An 18,521-nucleotide genomic window follows, 5' to 3' on the forward strand; every position below is an offset into this window, starting at 1 on the left:
TGCTCCCCCTTTATACTCTATTCATCTGCTTCTGTCCTAACGAGAATGCAAGAATGGATTAATCAAACGGGATTTTAAATGAAATCTGAGTTCCTGCATTCGGTGCGCTGGAGATATGCAAGCCATATGCTGCGCCATAGGATAGCGTGAGTCGCTGATGCACATTTTTCAAACCGATCCGATCGCCCTCCCGATCAGCTTGTAGCGATTCACGTACATATTGCAGACGCTCGGCGCTCATCCCAATTCCGTTATCGATCACATCGATCATCACCTCGTGCTCAATCCGAAGGGTACGAATGATAATCAGTCCACCATTTTCCTTCGTCTCCATGCCGTGTACAATTGCATTTTCGACTAATGGCTGGATAATAAGCGGTGGAATGGACGTACCTACGGTCTGCGGATCGATTAATAGCTCATACCCTAGTCGATCTCCAAAGCGAAACTTTTGAATCTCCAGATACGAGCGAATCAGCTCCATCTCGCCCTCAATCGTTGTATGCTTATTGCCAATCTCCAGATTGTTACGGATGAGCTTACCGAGTAACCGAACGATGTAGGCAATCTCCTTTTCGCCGTTCACATGAGCCTTCATCCGAATCGATTCCAGAGCATTAAATAGAAAATGCGGGTTCATCTGGCTCGCCAGCATTTTAAAATTAATCTCACGCTGGCTAATCTCCAGCCGTGTATTCCGTTCATTCGACTCATACACCTGATCCATCAGCTGCCGAATGCTCAGCACCATATCATTGAATCGCCGAGCTAGCTGCCCGATCTCATCCGATCCGCCAATATTAGACGACACCTTCAGATCGCCTGTACCCAGCTTGTTCATCTGTCTGCTTAGATTGGATAGACGGCGTGTAATCAATAACGAGATCATTTGCAAAAAGCCCAGTCCAATGAGTAAAATAGCAACCAGTACACTCGTACCAATCAGGATAATGCGATTGGAATCACGCACAATACTATTGTTGGAAAAGACGGATATGATCTTGAGCCCGTTCGCACTGCTTTCTGGTATTAACGTATCGACAACGATGTTGGATAGCTGCCCATTGACCTCATGCTCATAGATTCCTGGTCCTGCCGAAGGATCGATGTCAATATCAATATTCGGATCATCGAGTCGTTTGCCGATCAGTTCCGTATTTTTGGCAGACACGATATTGCCCTTGTCATCCAGAATCATCGTCTCAAATGGTTCAGCACTAATCAATGAATTCAGATATGATTGGCTTAGCTCAATCACCAGTACACCACTGGTCGTGTAATCGGTAAAATTCACCTTACGCACAAGGCTTAATACCTTGGTCGAGCTGATCGTATCATCCGTGCGATAAAACCAGTTGATAATTCGGCTGTTCATTGCCGCCTGGTACCAGTCACTGCTACGAATATCCGATGTCACACGCATGAATTCCAGATTATCCTGAATCGTATCGTTCGTTGTATAAAAGCGAATCGCAGACACCTCAGAATATAGACGCTGATATTCATCAAACTCCTGGTAATTGCGATACGCTTCAACCAGATCGTATACACGATCATATCTCGTATTCACAACATGGCTGAGACGGGTATCAAACAACAGCTCATTGGAGATATTGGTCGGTACCCGTAGCATGGTGGTCATCTGGTTTTTAATGCGTTCCACATTGTTCGTCGTTTGCTCAATCGCATTGTTCAATGCATCCTGACGCAAATAGTTCACCACGACTCCGCCAATCACAAGCACCGGCAACATGACGACAAAAATGTACGCGATAATGAGCTTGTTTTTAATTTTAATATCGTTAATACGATGGATGAACAACTGCCACATTGGCTTCCCGCTCTCCCTCATCAAGCATGATGACATCAAAGATATTCTTCATAAAACATCAAGGCATGACCTCATTATAAGTAACGACCCTAAAATGTAAAACGCTTACAAACGTGCTTCTGGAAATATACTGTATCATAACATGCTCACAAAGAAAAAGACTGTCTGCAAGCGACAGCCTTCGTTGAAATCCTAAATTTTAAAAAAGTATTAAATTTATCACCCAAAAAGTTTATAAAACTGCAATCCGTAGCCGATATACTAAATTAGCATTAAAGTGGCTTAATATATTCGGTATCCGGCAGACGGAACGGATCTTGCTGATTGATATGATCATAGAACATCACACCGTTCAGATGATCATATTCGTGCTGAAACACAATGGCAGAGAAGCCTTTAAGCTTGAGCTTGAACGGTTCTCCATCTGGCGTATACGCCTGCACGGTTACCTTCTCGTAACGCGGTACATAGCCCTCTATCGGGCGATCTACAGACAGACATCCTTCACCATGCTCCAGATAGGTCATCGCAGCCGAGTGACTCACCAGCTTGGGATTACAGAATACATACTCCACCTGTCGGTCTTGATCATCTACGAAATAGACGACAAACACGCGCTTATCCCAACCGATCTGATTGGCAGACAGCCCAATCCCAGGCCGTAAATCGTATTTTTCAGCTGCTTGCTCATCTTGCGATTGCTTCAAAAACTCCATCATGCGATTGACTTTAGTACGGTCCTCTTCGGACAGCGGAAGGGCTACAGGCTCTGCCACCTGGCGTAATACCGGGTGCCCCTCACGTACAATTTCATCCATAGTTACAAAAGGAAGTGATGATTGATTCAATGTAGCTGATGCCACCTTTTACTTAAAATATTATTTATTTTTTAAAATCATCATGCAAATTGGCAATATTAATAGTTAATTATAAAAAATGTTCAAATTTACGTCAATGACAGCGGTTTTTTGTCTCAATCTGTCGAATTTGCATTGACGTAATACTGGTAACAAATTACTATATTGTTAAGGAAGTTTTAAGAAATGTTTGTGCGAACATCGTAAGACTGTTTTTTGGATTTTGGTTTCTCACATCCTGGCGATCTACATAATGACATTATGATAGCCAATCCATTTCCGGTTGCTTTCATTATACCAATAATTAACTAACAGTTTTATTTATTTTGATTGAGGGGGATTTTACAATTGGAAACATCTGGAGAGCTTTTGAAAAGTTACTTGCTGCTGGTAGATCGCATGCCACGAATTATGGAACTGCCGACGCTGATGCGTCAGCTCAAATCGAATACAACTGAAATCTTTATTCTGCATTTTCTGCTGAACAATGGCAGTCAGTATGGTACAGATATCGTGAAGGCAACAGGACTGACGACAAGCGCAGTTACACAAATTTGCGATAAGCTGGAGCAGGAAGAATTGATCGAGCGTACGCGCTCCGATCAGGATCGCCGCTATGTAAGCATCTCGATCACGCGCAAGGGCGGCCGTGCTCTGGATAAAATTTTTGGCATTATGGCAACCAAGCTGGTCGAGAATATTCGCGACCTGAGTGATGATGAGGCGGATGAATTGCTCCTGCATTTGCGCAGTGTAGAACAACTCGTTTTAAAACGCCGTCAATTGGCAATGAAGTAACCCTTACGACTTTTCGTATACTCAGAATCCACATCACAAAAAGCCTGACAGCTAGGATATGCTGTCAGGCTTTTTGTGTACGGATCGTGATCATAGTCGCGCTCTGGTCGTTCAGCCAGTCTCGCTAGCTACTGTATAGAGCGATCTTACTTAATTTCTGCGAGATATTCGGACACCTGAGCTGGTGTTTTAGCGAATTTACTATGCAGATGAGCGATTTTCTCGCCGCCACGATATACGAGCAGGCTCGGGATACCGCGTACTTCATTTTGCTCTGCCAGATCCTGAAACTTCTCAGCATCCATAGCGAAAAAGCGTTTTTCTGGATTCTGCTCGATAATGTCGCCCATAAAGCGATCCAATGTTTTGCAATCCGGGCACCAGTTTGTATCGAATTTGATCACTGTGTATTCCTGACCATCGATCAAGTTGCGATATTGTTCTTCTGTTTCAATGCGTTCCATGTGTAAAATTGCTCCTTTCTATGCTGGCATACCAGCTTACATCAATGTAGGATGATTCCAAACCAATTATCTTACGGCAATCTATCTTAATTTCAAGAAATATCTTTCTTCATTATCCGCTTTTAAAGCACATTTGGCAAGGTAGTTTTAGCTTATTCGGATCATCCATTTGACTCTACTAGTTCAATAAACGGATCGTATTGCGCGCGAATAACCAATCCATCATTTCAGGAAAACGACGGTAAAACGAATCCGCTTCATGGTCTTCCCCTTCACGCCGTACAAAATACAGCTGATCCGGCTGCTGCTGATTACGCGATAAAATAGCCGCCGCCTCATCGGTTAATGACTGCATCAGCCGTTGACGATTCTGCTTTGCTACACCTTCCAGCGACCCGATATCCATATATACGCGTAACCCGGGGACTAGCTCTCGCTCTGCCATAAACTCAACAAAGCCCTCATACCAGAGCGATGCTGACATCGCCCCAATGCGCCCAAACACCTCTGGATATACATAAGCAGCAAATAACGATACCAGACCACCGAGTGACTTACCAATAATACCTGTGCATTCCGGTCTTGGATCGGTATAAAAGTTACGATCAACCCACGGCTTCACCTGATGGGTTAATGTGTATAGATACTGGCTCGCCCGTCCGCCAAAATGGTCATAGTGGCGACCTGGCTGTAGCTTCTGTGCGGACCAGGGCGTATATTCATGGATGCGATCCTGCGGCGTAATGCCCACCATAATGAGTTCAGGCAACGTACCTGCCGCAAATCGCAGCTCCAGATGATAGATGTTACCATTTAATATCGGATCGAACAGATCGCCGCTATCCTGAACGTACACCACAGGCAATGGATAGCTGGCATGCTCATAGGAAGGCGGCAAATAAATAAGCAGCTCCCGTCCAGCGTGTCTCTCTATCAATAGGGATCCCTTCATAACGACTCTCCTTCTTCCAGCAGCATCTTTTGCAGTTGCGGTGTATAGATGAATTAGAGATAGTTCGGTGATAGGTATGCAATGGTTGTACTTGGTAGTATAGCAAATCCTGTGGAAGATGTCGTGTAGGCGCTTTCCTCTAATTTGAAGATGTTGAGGATAGAGAGCTACAACACGGCGGGAAGGAATAATTAAACCATGGAGAATTAGAAATACCTTATACGATGTTGGTATGCAAGATCTGTATAAACTTTATAGCATTAAAATACCTACATTATCAGATTCCGTCCTATATGCTCCAAATGATGCATTTTGAGAATGATCTTTACAAAACAAGCGGATACATCGATGAATAGACACCGATGTATCCGCTTGTTGGAGTTGAATGTATTCTTTTATTTGTTATATCTCAATACGCTCACAGCTTATTGGACAGCATCTATTCGATCAAATGCTTAACACGAGTGCTGCCAGCAAGCCCATGGAAGCGATCAGGCCGACGATCGGGCCGCCTTCCTCATAGGCTTCCGGTGCCATGGTGGAGCATAACATAGCGATGATGCCGCCGCCAGCGAAGGCGCCAATGCCTGCTTTAAGCTCCTTCGGTAGCATCTCAAGGAACAGATAACCGAGCATGGATGCTAAAGCGGAGATCGTTAGGACGGCGAGCCACATCCAAAATATTTTACGGCGGGAGAATCCGCTTTGCTGCATACCTACCGTACTGGACAAGCCTTCCGGGATATTACTAACAAAAATCGATACTACCAGAACGGCACTTACGCCCTGTCCGGTAAGCAGGCTAGCACCGATCATAATCGATTCCGGGATAGCATCCATAACCGTACCGGCGAAGATGCCGAGTCCGCTCTGGCTTTTGCCGTCTTTGCCCTGCTTGTTTGAGCTGGAGTCTTGTGTACTGGCTTGTTGGTCTTTTTGCTGTGCGGTTCCCTCATTGCTGATCGGGGAAATTTCCTGCTTGATCACATACGAGCGCTTGCGGTTCGCACCGCCCTTGCTGGATACGTATAGATCAAAGATCGTATACACGACCGCACCAACTAAAAATCCAATCGCAGTCGCTGCCAGACCGCCATCCTCGATAGCATCCTCTAGTAGCTCAAACGATGCAGCACCGATTAGCGTTCCTGTACCAAATGCCATAATCCAGCCGATAATCTTTTTCGGAATTTTAAAAAAAGCGGCTACGACTGCACCTAGCAAAACCGCTGAGCCTGCAATCGCGCCCCACATCAGTGCACCCCACATCTCCGTCGCCTCCCGTCTACTATTCACTCTGTCCACTTATTAACCATATTGACGGAGTGTGTCATGCTTTTTATGTCATTTTCTTCGTATGGGTGATGTGGGAAATATACATTTTTCAGTAGGGTTCGTATAACAGGTGGATAAAGATATTTGGGTTGGGTTGGGTTGGGTTGGGTTGGGCTTAGTTCGAACTTAGAATGGATGTGAATGGATCTAATTTTGATTTTATGCAAATCGATGCTATATCCAGCTGCATTCTGCTACACGATATTATGCCTACATTTCCTGTCTTCATTCGCATTCACTCTTTTTACACAAAATAAAAAAGGAGCTACTCTCTACTTTAATAAAGAGAAGCTCCTTTGACAGAGGGCAGTTCCTTTAGCAGGCATCAGCTTCTTTCAGAACCTCCAGAGGCTGATACCTTTGCAAACTTCATTTATAGGTAAACTGTCGTTGATCACGCCAGATACAGCTATGCTTTTTCGTATTCCTGTTCACTTATCGATGCTGTGTATACGTATTTGCAGGACGCAGCGAGCGAATGAGCGATACTTCCTGCTCCGTCAGTGGAGGGAGATTGCCCGCTTCGACGTTATGACGTAGCTGCTCAGATGAGCTTGCTCCTGGAATCACCGCTCCTGTCGCTGGATGTGCAAGTGAATACCGGATGGCGAGCTGGGTCAGGCTACGCTTCTCATCACAAAGCTGCTCCAGATGATGGCGCAGCTTCACAATCTCCTCGCCTTCTATACCTAGATAGCCCTTTTGCGCCTTATCTTCGCGTCCGTGTGCTAGCGCTCCGCTTGCAACAGGACCACGCACGATCGCGCTAATGCCGTGCTCTGCCAGCAGGGGTAATACTTCTTCCTCAGGACGGCGATCCAGTATGCTGTACTGACTCATCAGGCTCACCATATGCGAGCGTTTCACATATTCACGAATGACATTTGGGCGAATCGAGGAAATGCCATACTGACGAATGACACCTTCACGCTTCAATTGTTCAAATGCCTCGATCGTTTCATCGATTGGATCGTCCAGTGTACCGCCATGAAGCTGGTACAGATCGATATAATCGGTTTGCAGACGACGCAGACTGTCCTTCACCGCCTCCATAATGTACGCTTTGGAGGCATCCCACACCCAGCCATCCTTACCCGGAATACGGCGATTACCCACCTTGGTTGCGAGTACAACATCGCTACGACGACCCTTGATTGCTTTACCGACGATCTCCTCATTACGGCCTTCATCGTACAGATCGGCGGTATCCAGTAAGGTGACGCCCAGATCGATCGCTTCATGCAGTAGCGAGATCGCCTTCTGTTCATCCGTACCGAGTGACATACAGCCCAGACCAATCTCACCTACGACCAGATCGGATGCGCCCAGTTTATTTTGTCTCATATGATATGCCCCTTTCTTATTTTGGCTTGCTATGTGTGCATTGCATCGTTTATGAGCTCTACGAGCATATGGATGCGATCGTTCTCGTTGCTATCGAGCTACCTTCATGATGAAGGCGCAATAATATGTTTTACCCGTCCGACGTGTCCAGATACCAGTCGTACCTTAATTCCGTGTGGATGGTTTGGAGAATTGGTCAAAATATCCTTTACCACACCACGTGTTAGTTTACCAGAACGTTGATCCTGCTTGAGTACAATATCCACTTCCAGACCGGCACGGATATTTGCTCGTGTTTGTCCATTCATTTGTTTGCTTCCTCTCATGAACCCTGTCGCATGACATATTGAAGATTATAATACGATAATCATCGATGCTCACGACAGGGTTATTTTCACTTCTTTTTTATATAATTACACCTATTATCACACTGAATAATAACAAAAAAGAGCACCGGCGTTGCGGCAGCAACTGCCACCCTGTTCACACCGGTGCTCCCTTCAACGGATCATCCGTAATGCTATAGCGCTTCGCTTACTTATACTTCTTCCAATCCTGTTTGCTATTCTCCAGCAAATAGCCAAAATCATTATCACGGCGCTTCTGCTCCGCACGGCGCTCTTCCTCTACCTTGAGGCGCTGTTGCTCCTGACGCTCATGCTCCTGCTCACGCAGCTCCGTCGCCTGTGCTTTCAGCTTATCCAGCACATCCGCACTCAGCATATCTTTGAGCGTTGCTGGCTTGTCCTGTGATGGCGCTGCTGGACGTGCAGACGCTTTATTCTTTTTCGCCATATTGTTCACCCCGCTGATTCATATCATACGCGATATTAGCCTGTTTTTACGGGCTCATATCGTTATAAAGCTTCCCTCTATTATACCATAATGAGCCTGCTATCCTCCATGCTCAATCATCCTTACACTAAAGTCTGTAGAGCGAACAGCTATATCTCGAACCAGCATAATAACCGAAAATAAATCCTCATTTGCTCCTGATATACACTACAGCTCATACAGATATAAGAGGGGCTCACCCTATCCTCTAACTATGCTCATGCTGTACTATTTTCGCTCGTCCATATCGATCGTATCGTCCTCTATATACGGCTGCACCTCAATTGCACGAATATGCTGCTGCTCCATCCGCGTCACGGTAAAAGCAAATCCATCCTCGACGACCGAATCGCCTTCACGTACATTGAATTTGCGCGACCAGATCCAGCCGCCAATCGTATACGCTTCACCAGCTTCAATGTCTGTACCGAGACGACGGTTTACCTCATGAATGAGTGCCTGCGGCTGAAGCTGGTAATGCTTTTCGCCCAGCTTCGTAATCGCCGGTGTTGGTGGCGGCTCACTATCGGACTTGGACGGAATATCGCCTACAATTTCCTCCAGTACATCCTCCAGCGTTACGATCCCCGCTGTCCCGCCATATTCGTCCAGCAGCACCGCCATATGAATATTATCCTTTTGCATCCGTCCTAGCAGCTCGCGTGCAGGCACCGTTTCGATCAATTGTAGTACCGGACGGATAAATGGCACGATCGGCTCTTCAGGTGAATGCTGCGCCTGTACCACATCACGTAGCACCTCTTTCACATTGAGCAGGCCGATAATTTTGTCTTTGTCGCCTTCCAATGCCACAGGCAACAGGCTAAATGGCTCTTCCTTCACAATCTCATAAAAGCGCGCCAGTGTCGCATCCTGTGCAATATAGATCATTTCCGTACGCGGCACCATAATCTCACTGCCGACCAGCTCATCAAAATCAAACACATTGTTCAAATACCGATACTCTGTCGGTGTAATGCTACCGCTCTTATACCCCTCAGACAGGGCAAAACGAAGCTCAGCCTCACTCTGCGCCGCCTCATGCTCTGAGATCGGCTTTACCCCGAACAGCCCGGTAATCAGGCGCGAGGAACGACTCAGCACCCAGTTAAATGGATACGTAATCCGGTAAAACACGATCATCGGACGTGCAAAAAATAGCGCCATCGGCTCCGCAACCTGAATCGCAAATGACTTCGGCACCAGCTCACCGATCACCACCTCAAAATACGTCAGCAGCAGGAATGCCAGAATAAATGATAGGATCGACGTGATCGCCTCTGGAATATGCAGCAATACAAACAGCGGATGCAGCAGCTCCTCAATCGTCGATTCTCCTAACCAACCAAGTGCCAGTGAGGTGAGTGTCGTTCCGAGCTGACATGCGGACAGAAATTCATCCAGCTTGCTAATGATCGACTGTACCGCACGAGCATTTTTATTGCCTTCCTCTGCCAATTGATTAATACGCGATACACGCACACGAATAATCGAATATTCTGATGCCACAAAAAAGGCAGTCAATAAAATGAGTAAAATGACGAGAATGACGTTAATCGTCTCCATTCTTATAATCGCTCCCTTCGCAATGCTTGCTATATGTACCCTTTTACTCAATGTATTCTAGTATATACCCTTATTCATCCTTTTTCTTATCTTTTTACTTGTTGCGACATCTACTCATCCTTTAACCATAAGCTCAGACCGTCTCCCATCCCATTCAAACCATAACAAAAAGCCTGCTCTACAAGTAGAACAGGCACATATGGGTTTGTGATATAGGATTTTATGATATAGGACTTTATGATATAAGACGTATACCTTCCTGGTATCTATTAACTACAGATGTACGACTAACTACAAATGTACGACGACCGATCCACCTGTATGAGGCATCCGATCATTCAAAATTCAATATCGTTTATCCTTCACTGTACCCCTTGATCTACATCGGTACAGCTTAATCTAGGTTGCAGCAAGATACACCTACCACTCCTGCTTACGCGCAAACATCAGCCATGCCCCACCTAGCAGCAGCGCAACGGCTACAAGCGGCTGCACAAATACAAAACGCGACAGCACCGAATCGATCGAAAATACCGCAAAAAATAGCAAGGACAGCACGGTTAGCAAATTAATCGGAATGAGCAGCCATTTATTCCGCGATCCAAACCAGTAGAATTCAAACAATCCGACCGCCACCGCCAAAATAAAGCCCGGCCACATTACACTCCACAGACCAAACATTTGTGCAATCTGGCTTACCAAGCCGCCCACAATTAAAATCCCGCCCGGAATCAGCATTCCAATCCCTTTTCTCCCGACGAGTGAAAAGGTCAGCCAGTGCAAAAACAATCCTAGCGGAATGACAAACAGGGTTGGCCAGAACACAGCAAAAATCTCACCTGTATTCCCCGAGCCGCCCGGATTCAAAAATAAATACACACCCAGCAACAACAAAACAGGTGCCAGAATCGCCCTTCTAATCATGCGTAATCCCTCCTCTGGTTATGATGCTCTTTTTTATATGTAGCTTGCGTATACAAATGAAGCGTTGCCGATTCATGATGTTCACTAGCCCTCATTGTACCACAGCGCCTACCGAGTGACTTCCGCCCCCGGGTAATGCGTCAACCTAGACTTTAGTCGGGGAAGCCAAAAAGCCCTTCAGCTACTCTGATGAGCAGCTTGAAGGGCGATATAGAAGATATAGAATACGTGATAGCATCCACAATCGACACACATTTACTTTCATCAATGAACAGACACGTATTTATCTACAGTAAACACAGACGCGAATGCTAATCATCCATCATTCATTCATCCGCAAAGATATGAATGATGCGTGTAGGTGCTACTACTACGTATAGATACTGCTTGTACCGTCTATCAAGACGCTTGAGGCTACGCTGCAAGAGATGATGAATTAGACCGCAAATTCACTGCTTGCTTCGGCATCGGAAGGAACAACAGCATCATGCAATTGCGCTTCCAGCTCATCCGTATAATGACGTTTTTGCTCTGGTGTCCAATCCAGACGTTTAGCCATATACTCGATCACCGGCTGCTTCCATTGCTGTACCCATGCGATATTGAAGAACAGGGCACCGGTACGACGAATGAAGAAGTCGACTGGCTTGACGGTCATTTCCTCTGTCATTGCATAAGCGATACGTACACGCACATCGACAGGTAGATTCAGCTCAGCAGCAAACTCATCCTTCTGATTCACCAGTGCGAACAGCTTGCTTACATTGGAGCCATAGAAGCTTGCCAGATACTCCCCTTGCTCACGTGTCAGTCCAACATTGGCACCTGCATCGGCATGCTGACGGATGAACGCAGGCAGACCTTTCGAGCCACCGACATTACCGCCGGAGATTGCCATATGCTTTGTTTGGCAAGGCTTGAACGTTTTGCCAGTTTCCTTGCTCAGCAGTGTACTTGCTAGATCCACAACCATCTCTGCCATTTTACGATAACCGGTCAGCTTACCACCAGCGATCGTGATCAGACCGCTATCGGACTGCCAGATTTCATCCTTACGGGAAATTTCAGACGGCGATTTGCCATCCTCGTGAATGAGTGGACGTACACCCGCCCAGCTGGATTCCACATCATCTACAGTAACATGCACGGTTGGGAACATATAGTTAATCGCATCGATCACATATTGACGATCCTCGGTCGTCATACGTGGATGAATCGGATCCGCTTTGTAGACCGTATCGGTTGTTCCGACATAGGTTTTTCCATCGCGTGGAATAGCGAATACCATCCGGCCATCCGGTGTATCAAAGTAAAGCGCTTGCTCCAATGGGAAGCGTGCATGATCAATAACAAGGTGAATCCCTTTGGTCATTTGCAGCGTTTTACCTTTTTTCGAATTATCGATCTTACGCAGTGTATCTACCCATGGGCCTGCTGCGTTAATGACCTTGTGAGCCATAATCTGATATTCCTTGCCACTGATGGTGTCTTTCACCTTCACACCTTTGAGCGTACCATTCTCATAAATGAAGTCGACCGCTTTGGCATAGTTTACAGCATAAGCACCACGCTCTACCGCTTCCTTGATCACCTCGATCGTCAAACGTGCATCATCGGTACGGTACTCTACATAATAGCCGCCGCCCTTCAAGCCATCCTGCTTGATCAGCGGTTCCTTTTGCAACGTTTCCTGAGAAGTGAGCATTTTGCGGCGTTCACTGCTTTTTACACCTGCGAGGAAGTCATATACACGCAGACCGATCGATGTGCTGAAGCTACCAAATGTACCACCCTGGTGGAACGGCAGCAGCATCCATTCTGGTGTAGTAACGTGTGGGCCGTTTTCGTATACGATCGCACGCTCTTTCCCTACCTCTGCCACCATCTTCACTTCAAATTGCTTCAAATAACGCAGACCGCCGTGTACGAGCTTGGTCGAACGGCTCGATGTACCTGCCGCAAAGTCCTGCATCTCGATCAGACCTACGCTCATACCGCGTGTGACTGCATCCAATGCGATACCTGAACCTGTAATCCCACCGCCAATGACCAGAACATCCAGCGTTTGACTACTCATCTTTTGCAATTCTTCTGTTCTTTTGTGTGCCGAAAAGATCGTCATTTGTATTGCCTCCTATATGTTAATGAGATGGGGAATGGTGCAGCTGTACAATCACACCATTTCATTTGAATATTTTTCCAGATGAAACCGTAAAAAAGAGACCACGAACAGTACACTGAATCGGCAAAAGCCGTGTGTATGCGTGGTCTCTCAAAGTCTCATGACGAATTTATTAACTTGTTAACGTTATTATAGCATATTCATGTGAGGGTAGCAAAGAAATCGTTCAAATTTTATAAAGATTTTGAATCGACTGATCGTTACGCTCATTTTCTGGATGATTGCTCACGTAAACGAATGACGCTTGAGTAGCGGAAGATTGTAGGATTTTAGGTTTAGTTTAGGACTTATATGAGCTGCTCTATGCTTGTTAGATCGTCTGAGGTTATCAGATAAGGATGAGATATTCTATGCTTGCGTTCACTCACTTATGAAGCTGAACCGGTCAAGCTTTTCACGATAAAATCAAGCTGTGCATCCATCGAGATCGGATCGTTGAAATAATACGCGACCGGATCGATATTGAACACATGCTTTTCTTTAACCGCAGGCAGGTTTTTCCACAAACTACTATTGTAGAGTGCCAGACCGCTCGTATCGCCATCGCCACCCCATGGAGCGGTGAAGATATAATCACCTGCAAAGTCAGGTACATTTTCCAGTGAGATATCGACATAACCCGGGCCATTATCGATCGCTTCTTTTTGTGTGGTTGGTGTGCCTTTTAGACCTAGCTCCTGGTAAATAATCTCGCCGCCACGTCCGTAACTATCCCCCATAATATACACGCCTTTGGCATAGGGCTGAATGATCGAGATCGTTTTGTTGCCTACCGCTGCCTGTACTTTTGGCTTGGCTTCAGCGATTTTGCTTTCCCATGCGGACGCAAGCTCTTTCGCTTTGTCTTCTGTGCCTGTCATTTTACCGAATTCCTGTAGCTGCTCTTTGTAGTTGTATTGACCGTATTTGATCGCTACAGTTGGAGCGACCTTTTCATAGTTAGCAAGATTCGCATCGCCATCCCATACGACGATCAGGTCTGGATTCAGTGCCAGCACTTCCTCTACCTTTGGCGTCTCTCCCAGATTCGTAACGCCATCGGTTGTACCTTTTAGCATACTGCTAGCGAATACATGATCGACTGTCGCGATTGGCTTCAAGCCCAGTGCCACAAAATAACCATAATAGCTATCTGCCAGCACCACGATGCGTTTTGGATGATTCGGTACTTCGACCTCGCCGTTCGCTGCTTTATATTTGATCGTAGTCGGCTGTGCTTCTGTCGACGTTGCTGCTTCATTGCCGCCTGCTGGCGCGGTCGAAGCGTTGCCTGATTGTGAACCAGTCTGTGCCTGTCCACATGCTGCCAGTACAACGACCAGTAGCATGGTCATCAGAATCATGCTGTAATTGCGAAAAGTATGCATATCGTAAAACCGCCTTTTCCTCTAATTGTTTGATTGATAAAGATTATCATTTTCAATAGGGATTATCGTAGCATATTATGCTCTGTATTTCACTATGTAATTTCAGGAAAATATCCGATTACATCGCATCGCTAGGGGATTGTCGGTAAGGTGTCGCTAAAGTATGAATAGGATGAGAGAGGACGGGTAATCGATTAGCTCCTAGCTTCTATGTTCTAATAACTCGTTCACAAGGGGCTACTCTTCTGAATCGATAAATCAAAAGCCTGCATGTCTGTATGGTAGACCGCCAAATGTTCATTAGTTAACCCGAGGGATATTCTAATGTTCATTTGGATCGGTATACTCCATGTCAGCATGCAGGCTTTTTAAGTGTTCGCTTCTTATCTTGCTATGATTTTAATGATTTTTATTATTCTAATCCTCTTTCATCGTGCATCCATCATTCATCTTTCATCGCGGTGTGATGGAATCACACTTCACTGTGAGCTTCATATACAGCGAAGTCATTATTTATTTGAATGCCATCGTCGCATGAACTGCTTTTTGCCAGCCAGCATACAGCTCTTCGCGTTTCTCTTCTGGCATCGATGGTGCAAAGGTATCCACCAGATCGCTATGTGCCGAAGCGATCTCATCCAGACTGTTCCAGTAGCCTACAGCCAGACCTGCCAGATAGGCTGCACCCAGTGCAGTCGTTTCATTAACTGCTGGACGCTCGACCGGAACGCCGAGGATATCGCTCTGGAACTGCATCAGGAAGCCGTTTTTCACCGCGCCGCCGTCTACTTTGAGTGCTTCAACCGTTACGCCGCTATCGCTTTCCATTGCCGTCAGTACATCCTTCGTCTGATACGCCAGGGATTCCAGTGTCGCGCGGATAAAGTGCTCCTTGCTTGTACCACGTGTCAGACCGAAGGCTGCACCGCGCACATCGCTATCCCAGTATGGACTACCCAGACCAACAAAGGCAGGTACGATATATACTCCCTCGGTAGATTCCACGCGAGTCGCATAGTTCTCACTCTCTGCTGCATCACGGAACATACGCAGACCGTCGCGCAGCCATTGAATCGCCGAACCGGCTACGAAAATACTACCTTCCAGCGCATAGCTGATCTTATCACCTACACCGCAGGCGATCGTTGTGATCAGACCGTGCTCGGAGCGGATTGGTTCCTCGCCTGTGTTCATCAGCATGAAGCAGCCTGTACCGTATGTGTTTTTAACCGAGCCCTTTTCATAACAAGCCTGACCGAACAGGGCTGCCTGCTGGTCACCTGCTGCACCAGCAATCGGTACATTTTGACCAAAGAAATGATAATCCACTGTATGTGCGTACACTTCGGACGATGGACGAACCTCTGGCAGCAGAGAAGCCGGAACGCCCAGAATCTCCAGCAGCTCTTCATCCCATTTTAGATCGAAGATGTTGTACATGAGTGTACGGGAAGCATTGGAATAGTCGGTCACATGCGCTTTACCACCGGACAGCTTCCAGATCAGCCAGGTGTCGATCGTACCGAACATCAGCTCACCACGTTCTGCACGCTCACGTACACCGTCTACATTGTCGAGAATCCATTTTACTTTGGTACCGGAGAAGTAAGGGTCAATCAGCAGACCTGTTTTCTCACGGAATTTGGCTTCCAGACCTTGAGCTTTCAGCTCGTCACAGATGCTGGCGCTCTGACGGGACTGCCAGACAAGTACATTGTATACTGGATCGCCTGTTTTACGATCCCAGATTACTGTCGTTTCGCGCTGGTTCGTAATCCCGATACCGGCAATTTGCGATGGCTTGATATGAGATTCGGACAGACAGGAAGCGATAACCGCCAGAATGGAGCTCCAAATCTCGTCTGCATTTTGCTCAACATGACCTGGCTTGGGGAAATATTGTGGAAATTCACGCTGTGCCATATAGACGATCTCGCCTTTTTTGTTAAACAGAATCGCACGGGAGCTTGTTGTACCTTGATCAAGTGCCATAATATATTGTTCCATGAAATAGTTCCTCCTCGAATAGGTTACTGTTCTGCTTGATGATCGATCTGGTTGATCGGTGTATAGAAGGCAATGAGCTACCGGCAAACCGGACGCTTCAATTTGCAATACCGCAATTTGGAGTATAGAGGCTAGAGCAGGGCAGACTGTATCGTCTGCCCATTAAGTATATGTCAGCATCATGTGTAGAGAGGGATCAAGCCGCAGCTTGCTTGGAATTGGTACGCTGAATTTTGCGACCATTCAGATAAGCGAGCAGTAAGCAGATGATCGTCACGCCGATAATGACCCATAGCATCGGTGTAGATTGACCGAGAAATACATTTTTGTAAAAGAGCCCACCGAGCGAGCCACCAAGCAATGGACCGACAACAGGTACCCATGCATATTTCCAATTAGATGGGCCTTTGCCCGGGATTGGCAACAGGAAGTGCATGAGACGCGGACCGAAGTCACGTGCAGGGTTGATCGCATAACCGGTTGTACCACCGAGCGACAAGCCGATACTCACGACGAGCAGACCGACGATCAATGGATGCAGACCCTGTGTGAACTGATTAGCCCCCATCGACAACAATACCATGACGAAAATAAATGTACCAATAATCTCACTCAGCATATTACCGACCGGATGCTGAATGGCAGGCGAGGTGGAGAATACTCCTAGCTTGGTCGCAGGATCCGGGGTAGCTCCCCAGTGTGGCAAGTATTGTAGATAGACGAGCAATGCACCTGCCATCGCACCAATAATCTGTGCCAGAATGTACGAGGGCACCTGGCTCCATGGGAAATCACCATTAAACGCCAGCGCCAGTGTGACGGCCGGGTTCAGGTGCGCTCCGCTAAAGCTACCGACTGCGTACACTGCCATCGCTACGGCGAGGCCCCAGCCTGCACCGATAACCATCCAGCCTGAGCTTTCTGCAAATGTCTTACGTAGCGAGACGCCTGCACAAACACCGCCGCCTAGAGCAATCAAAATCATCGTTCCTACAAGTTCAGCCAAAAACGGTGACATCATATTACCTCCATTCAAGTTGGGAAAATAGATGATTCAACCTTTTTACTGGTGACTAGACAAGATGTAACGAACGTGTACTGCAACAAACCATGAACTGGTTGATACAGCTACAAAGACGCAAAAGAGCCATCGCAAATTCTCCACTGATATTCAGTGGGCTCTGCGTGGCTCTCCGGTTCTCCGTCACATGTATTAACTTGAGTTCATCATATCGTAACATGTAAGCGGTGTCAACATGATTTTTTTCATGTATCCGTCATGCAATATCACTTTAAAAACGCTATACTATTTTTTTATGTCCCCTCAACGGGGCGCATATGCGTGTAACGACAAGCAGTCGAGCGCTAATGTCGTTTCTATTTATAATGGGCAAACAGCTGCGGATTCGATGTCGTTACCGCAGTCGCTCCCGCCTTTAACGCTTGCTCCACTTCCTCTACTGTACGAATGAGCCCACCTGCAAATACAGGCACCCCTGCACGCTGTACAATCTCATGAATCATATGCGGCACTACGCCCGGCAATACTTCAATATAATCTGGCTGCGTCTTTTCCAGTAGTGCATAGCTCTTTTCCAGCGCGATCGTATCCAGCATGAAGACACGCTGAATCGCGATCACCCCTTTTTGCTTGGCTTTTAAAATGACATTGCCGCGTGTCGAGATAATGCCATACGGCTTGATCTCCTGGCATAAATATTCGGTCGCATACTCATCATTTTTCAATCCATGCACCAGATCGGCATGCAAAAACATCTGCTTGCCCTGCCCCTGCGCCATCCGGTAAATGCTTTTCAGCTGAGCGACATGTGTATCCAGAAATACCCCGTACCGATACGAGCTATCCATCAGCTGATCAAACTGCTTCATCGTCTTGATCGCAGGCAAAATAGCCTGTCCTTCGAACATAAGATGATCTCCTTTCCCTTCATTAAATAGATGTTGCTGTACTTGATAGATTTTGCTGTACTTACAAATACATTTGGCTGTACCTGCATGTTGTTGGTCATCTATATTCTACTCAATCCGGTCACGATATT

16 protein-coding genes are annotated in these 18,521 nt (G+C 46.5%); 1 reads left to right on the forward strand and 15 read right to left on the reverse strand.

Features of this window, described 5'->3' with window-relative positions; all coding sequences use genetic code 11:
• Window positions 1-58: 58 nt before the first annotated feature.
• Both SK066_RS19880 and def read right to left on the reverse strand, forming a co-directional pair.
• The gene (locus tag SK066_RS19880) at window positions 59-1,831 is read right to left on the reverse strand and encodes a sensor histidine kinase (protein WP_320542763.1); all 1,773 of its coding nucleotides are present in this window, start codon (window positions 1,829-1,831) and stop codon (window positions 59-61) included.
• A 272-nt stretch (window positions 1,832-2,103) separates the two neighbouring features.
• Window positions 2,104-2,679 carry a peptide deformylase gene (gene def / locus SK066_RS19885; RefSeq protein WP_407673706.1) on the reverse strand — a complete coding sequence of 192 codons (576 nt, stop codon included), beginning with the start codon at window positions 2,677-2,679 and terminating at the stop codon, window positions 2,104-2,106.
• A gap of 357 nt (window positions 2,680-3,036) precedes the next feature.
• Here def and SK066_RS19890 point away from each other — a divergent pair, with 357 nt between their 5' ends.
• Window positions 3,037-3,486: a MarR family winged helix-turn-helix transcriptional regulator gene (locus SK066_RS19890; RefSeq protein WP_188777388.1), complete on the forward strand. Its 450-nt coding sequence runs from the start codon at window positions 3,037-3,039 to the stop codon at window positions 3,484-3,486.
• Window positions 3,487-3,632: 146 nt separating this feature from the next.
• On the opposite strand, the gene SK066_RS19895 is transcribed toward SK066_RS19890, so the two are convergent.
• The 13 genes from SK066_RS19895 to SK066_RS19955 form a co-directional block, all read right to left on the reverse strand.
• Window positions 3,633-3,950 carry a thioredoxin family protein gene (locus tag SK066_RS19895; protein ID WP_320542764.1) on the reverse strand — a complete coding sequence of 106 codons (318 nt, stop codon included), beginning with the start codon at window positions 3,948-3,950 and terminating at the stop codon, window positions 3,633-3,635.
• Between the two features lie 178 nt (window positions 3,951-4,128).
• On the reverse strand, window positions 4,129-4,902 hold the full coding sequence (locus SK066_RS19900; protein WP_320542765.1) for an alpha/beta hydrolase: 774 nt from the start codon (window positions 4,900-4,902) through the stop codon (window positions 4,129-4,131).
• 447 nt (window positions 4,903-5,349) lie between these two features.
• Window positions 5,350-6,171, reverse strand: a complete 822-nt coding sequence (locus SK066_RS19905; RefSeq protein WP_320542766.1) for a ZIP family metal transporter — start codon at window positions 6,169-6,171, stop codon at window positions 5,350-5,352.
• A gap of 501 nt (window positions 6,172-6,672) precedes the next feature.
• The gene (locus SK066_RS19910) at window positions 6,673-7,581 is read right to left on the reverse strand and encodes an aldo/keto reductase (RefSeq protein WP_320542767.1); all 909 of its coding nucleotides are present in this window, start codon (window positions 7,579-7,581) and stop codon (window positions 6,673-6,675) included.
• 104 nt (window positions 7,582-7,685) lie between these two features.
• Window positions 7,686-7,889 carry a YwbE family protein gene (locus SK066_RS19915; protein ID WP_188777393.1) on the reverse strand — a complete coding sequence of 68 codons (204 nt, stop codon included), beginning with the start codon at window positions 7,887-7,889 and terminating at the stop codon, window positions 7,686-7,688.
• A gap of 226 nt (window positions 7,890-8,115) precedes the next feature.
• Window positions 8,116-8,376, reverse strand: a complete 261-nt coding sequence (locus SK066_RS19920) for a YqkE family protein (RefSeq protein WP_320542768.1) — start codon at window positions 8,374-8,376, stop codon at window positions 8,116-8,118.
• A 267-nt stretch (window positions 8,377-8,643) separates the two neighbouring features.
• Window positions 8,644-9,981 (reverse strand): hemolysin family protein, encoded by a 1,338-nt coding sequence (locus SK066_RS19925; protein ID WP_320542769.1) that lies wholly within the window; start codon window positions 9,979-9,981, stop codon window positions 8,644-8,646.
• A 420-nt stretch (window positions 9,982-10,401) separates the two neighbouring features.
• Window positions 10,402-10,905, reverse strand: a complete 504-nt coding sequence (locus tag SK066_RS19930; protein WP_320542770.1) for a hypothetical protein — start codon at window positions 10,903-10,905, stop codon at window positions 10,402-10,404.
• Window positions 10,906-11,341: 436 nt separating this feature from the next.
• Complete coding sequence (locus SK066_RS19935) at window positions 11,342-13,027, reverse strand: glycerol-3-phosphate dehydrogenase/oxidase (protein ID WP_320542771.1); 1,686 nt, start codon at window positions 13,025-13,027, stop codon at window positions 11,342-11,344.
• 428 nt (window positions 13,028-13,455) lie between these two features.
• Window positions 13,456-14,454 carry an iron-hydroxamate ABC transporter substrate-binding protein gene (locus tag SK066_RS19940; protein ID WP_320542772.1) on the reverse strand — a complete coding sequence of 333 codons (999 nt, stop codon included), beginning with the start codon at window positions 14,452-14,454 and terminating at the stop codon, window positions 13,456-13,458.
• Window positions 14,455-14,967: 513 nt separating this feature from the next.
• The gene (glpK, locus tag SK066_RS19945) at window positions 14,968-16,461 is read right to left on the reverse strand and encodes a glycerol kinase GlpK (protein ID WP_320542773.1); all 1,494 of its coding nucleotides are present in this window, start codon (window positions 16,459-16,461) and stop codon (window positions 14,968-14,970) included.
• A gap of 196 nt (window positions 16,462-16,657) precedes the next feature.
• Window positions 16,658-17,479, reverse strand: a complete 822-nt coding sequence (locus tag SK066_RS19950; RefSeq protein ID WP_188777458.1) for an MIP/aquaporin family protein — start codon at window positions 17,477-17,479, stop codon at window positions 16,658-16,660.
• 359 nt (window positions 17,480-17,838) lie between these two features.
• Window positions 17,839-18,390 (reverse strand): glycerol-3-phosphate responsive antiterminator, encoded by a 552-nt coding sequence (locus SK066_RS19955; protein WP_320542774.1) that lies wholly within the window; start codon window positions 18,388-18,390, stop codon window positions 17,839-17,841.
• Between the last annotated feature and the right edge of the window lie 131 nt (window positions 18,391-18,521).

Source organism: Paenibacillus hunanensis, assembly GCF_034055775.1.
Classification (GTDB): Bacteria; Bacillota; Bacilli; order Paenibacillales; family Paenibacillaceae; genus Saccharibacillus; species Saccharibacillus hunanensis.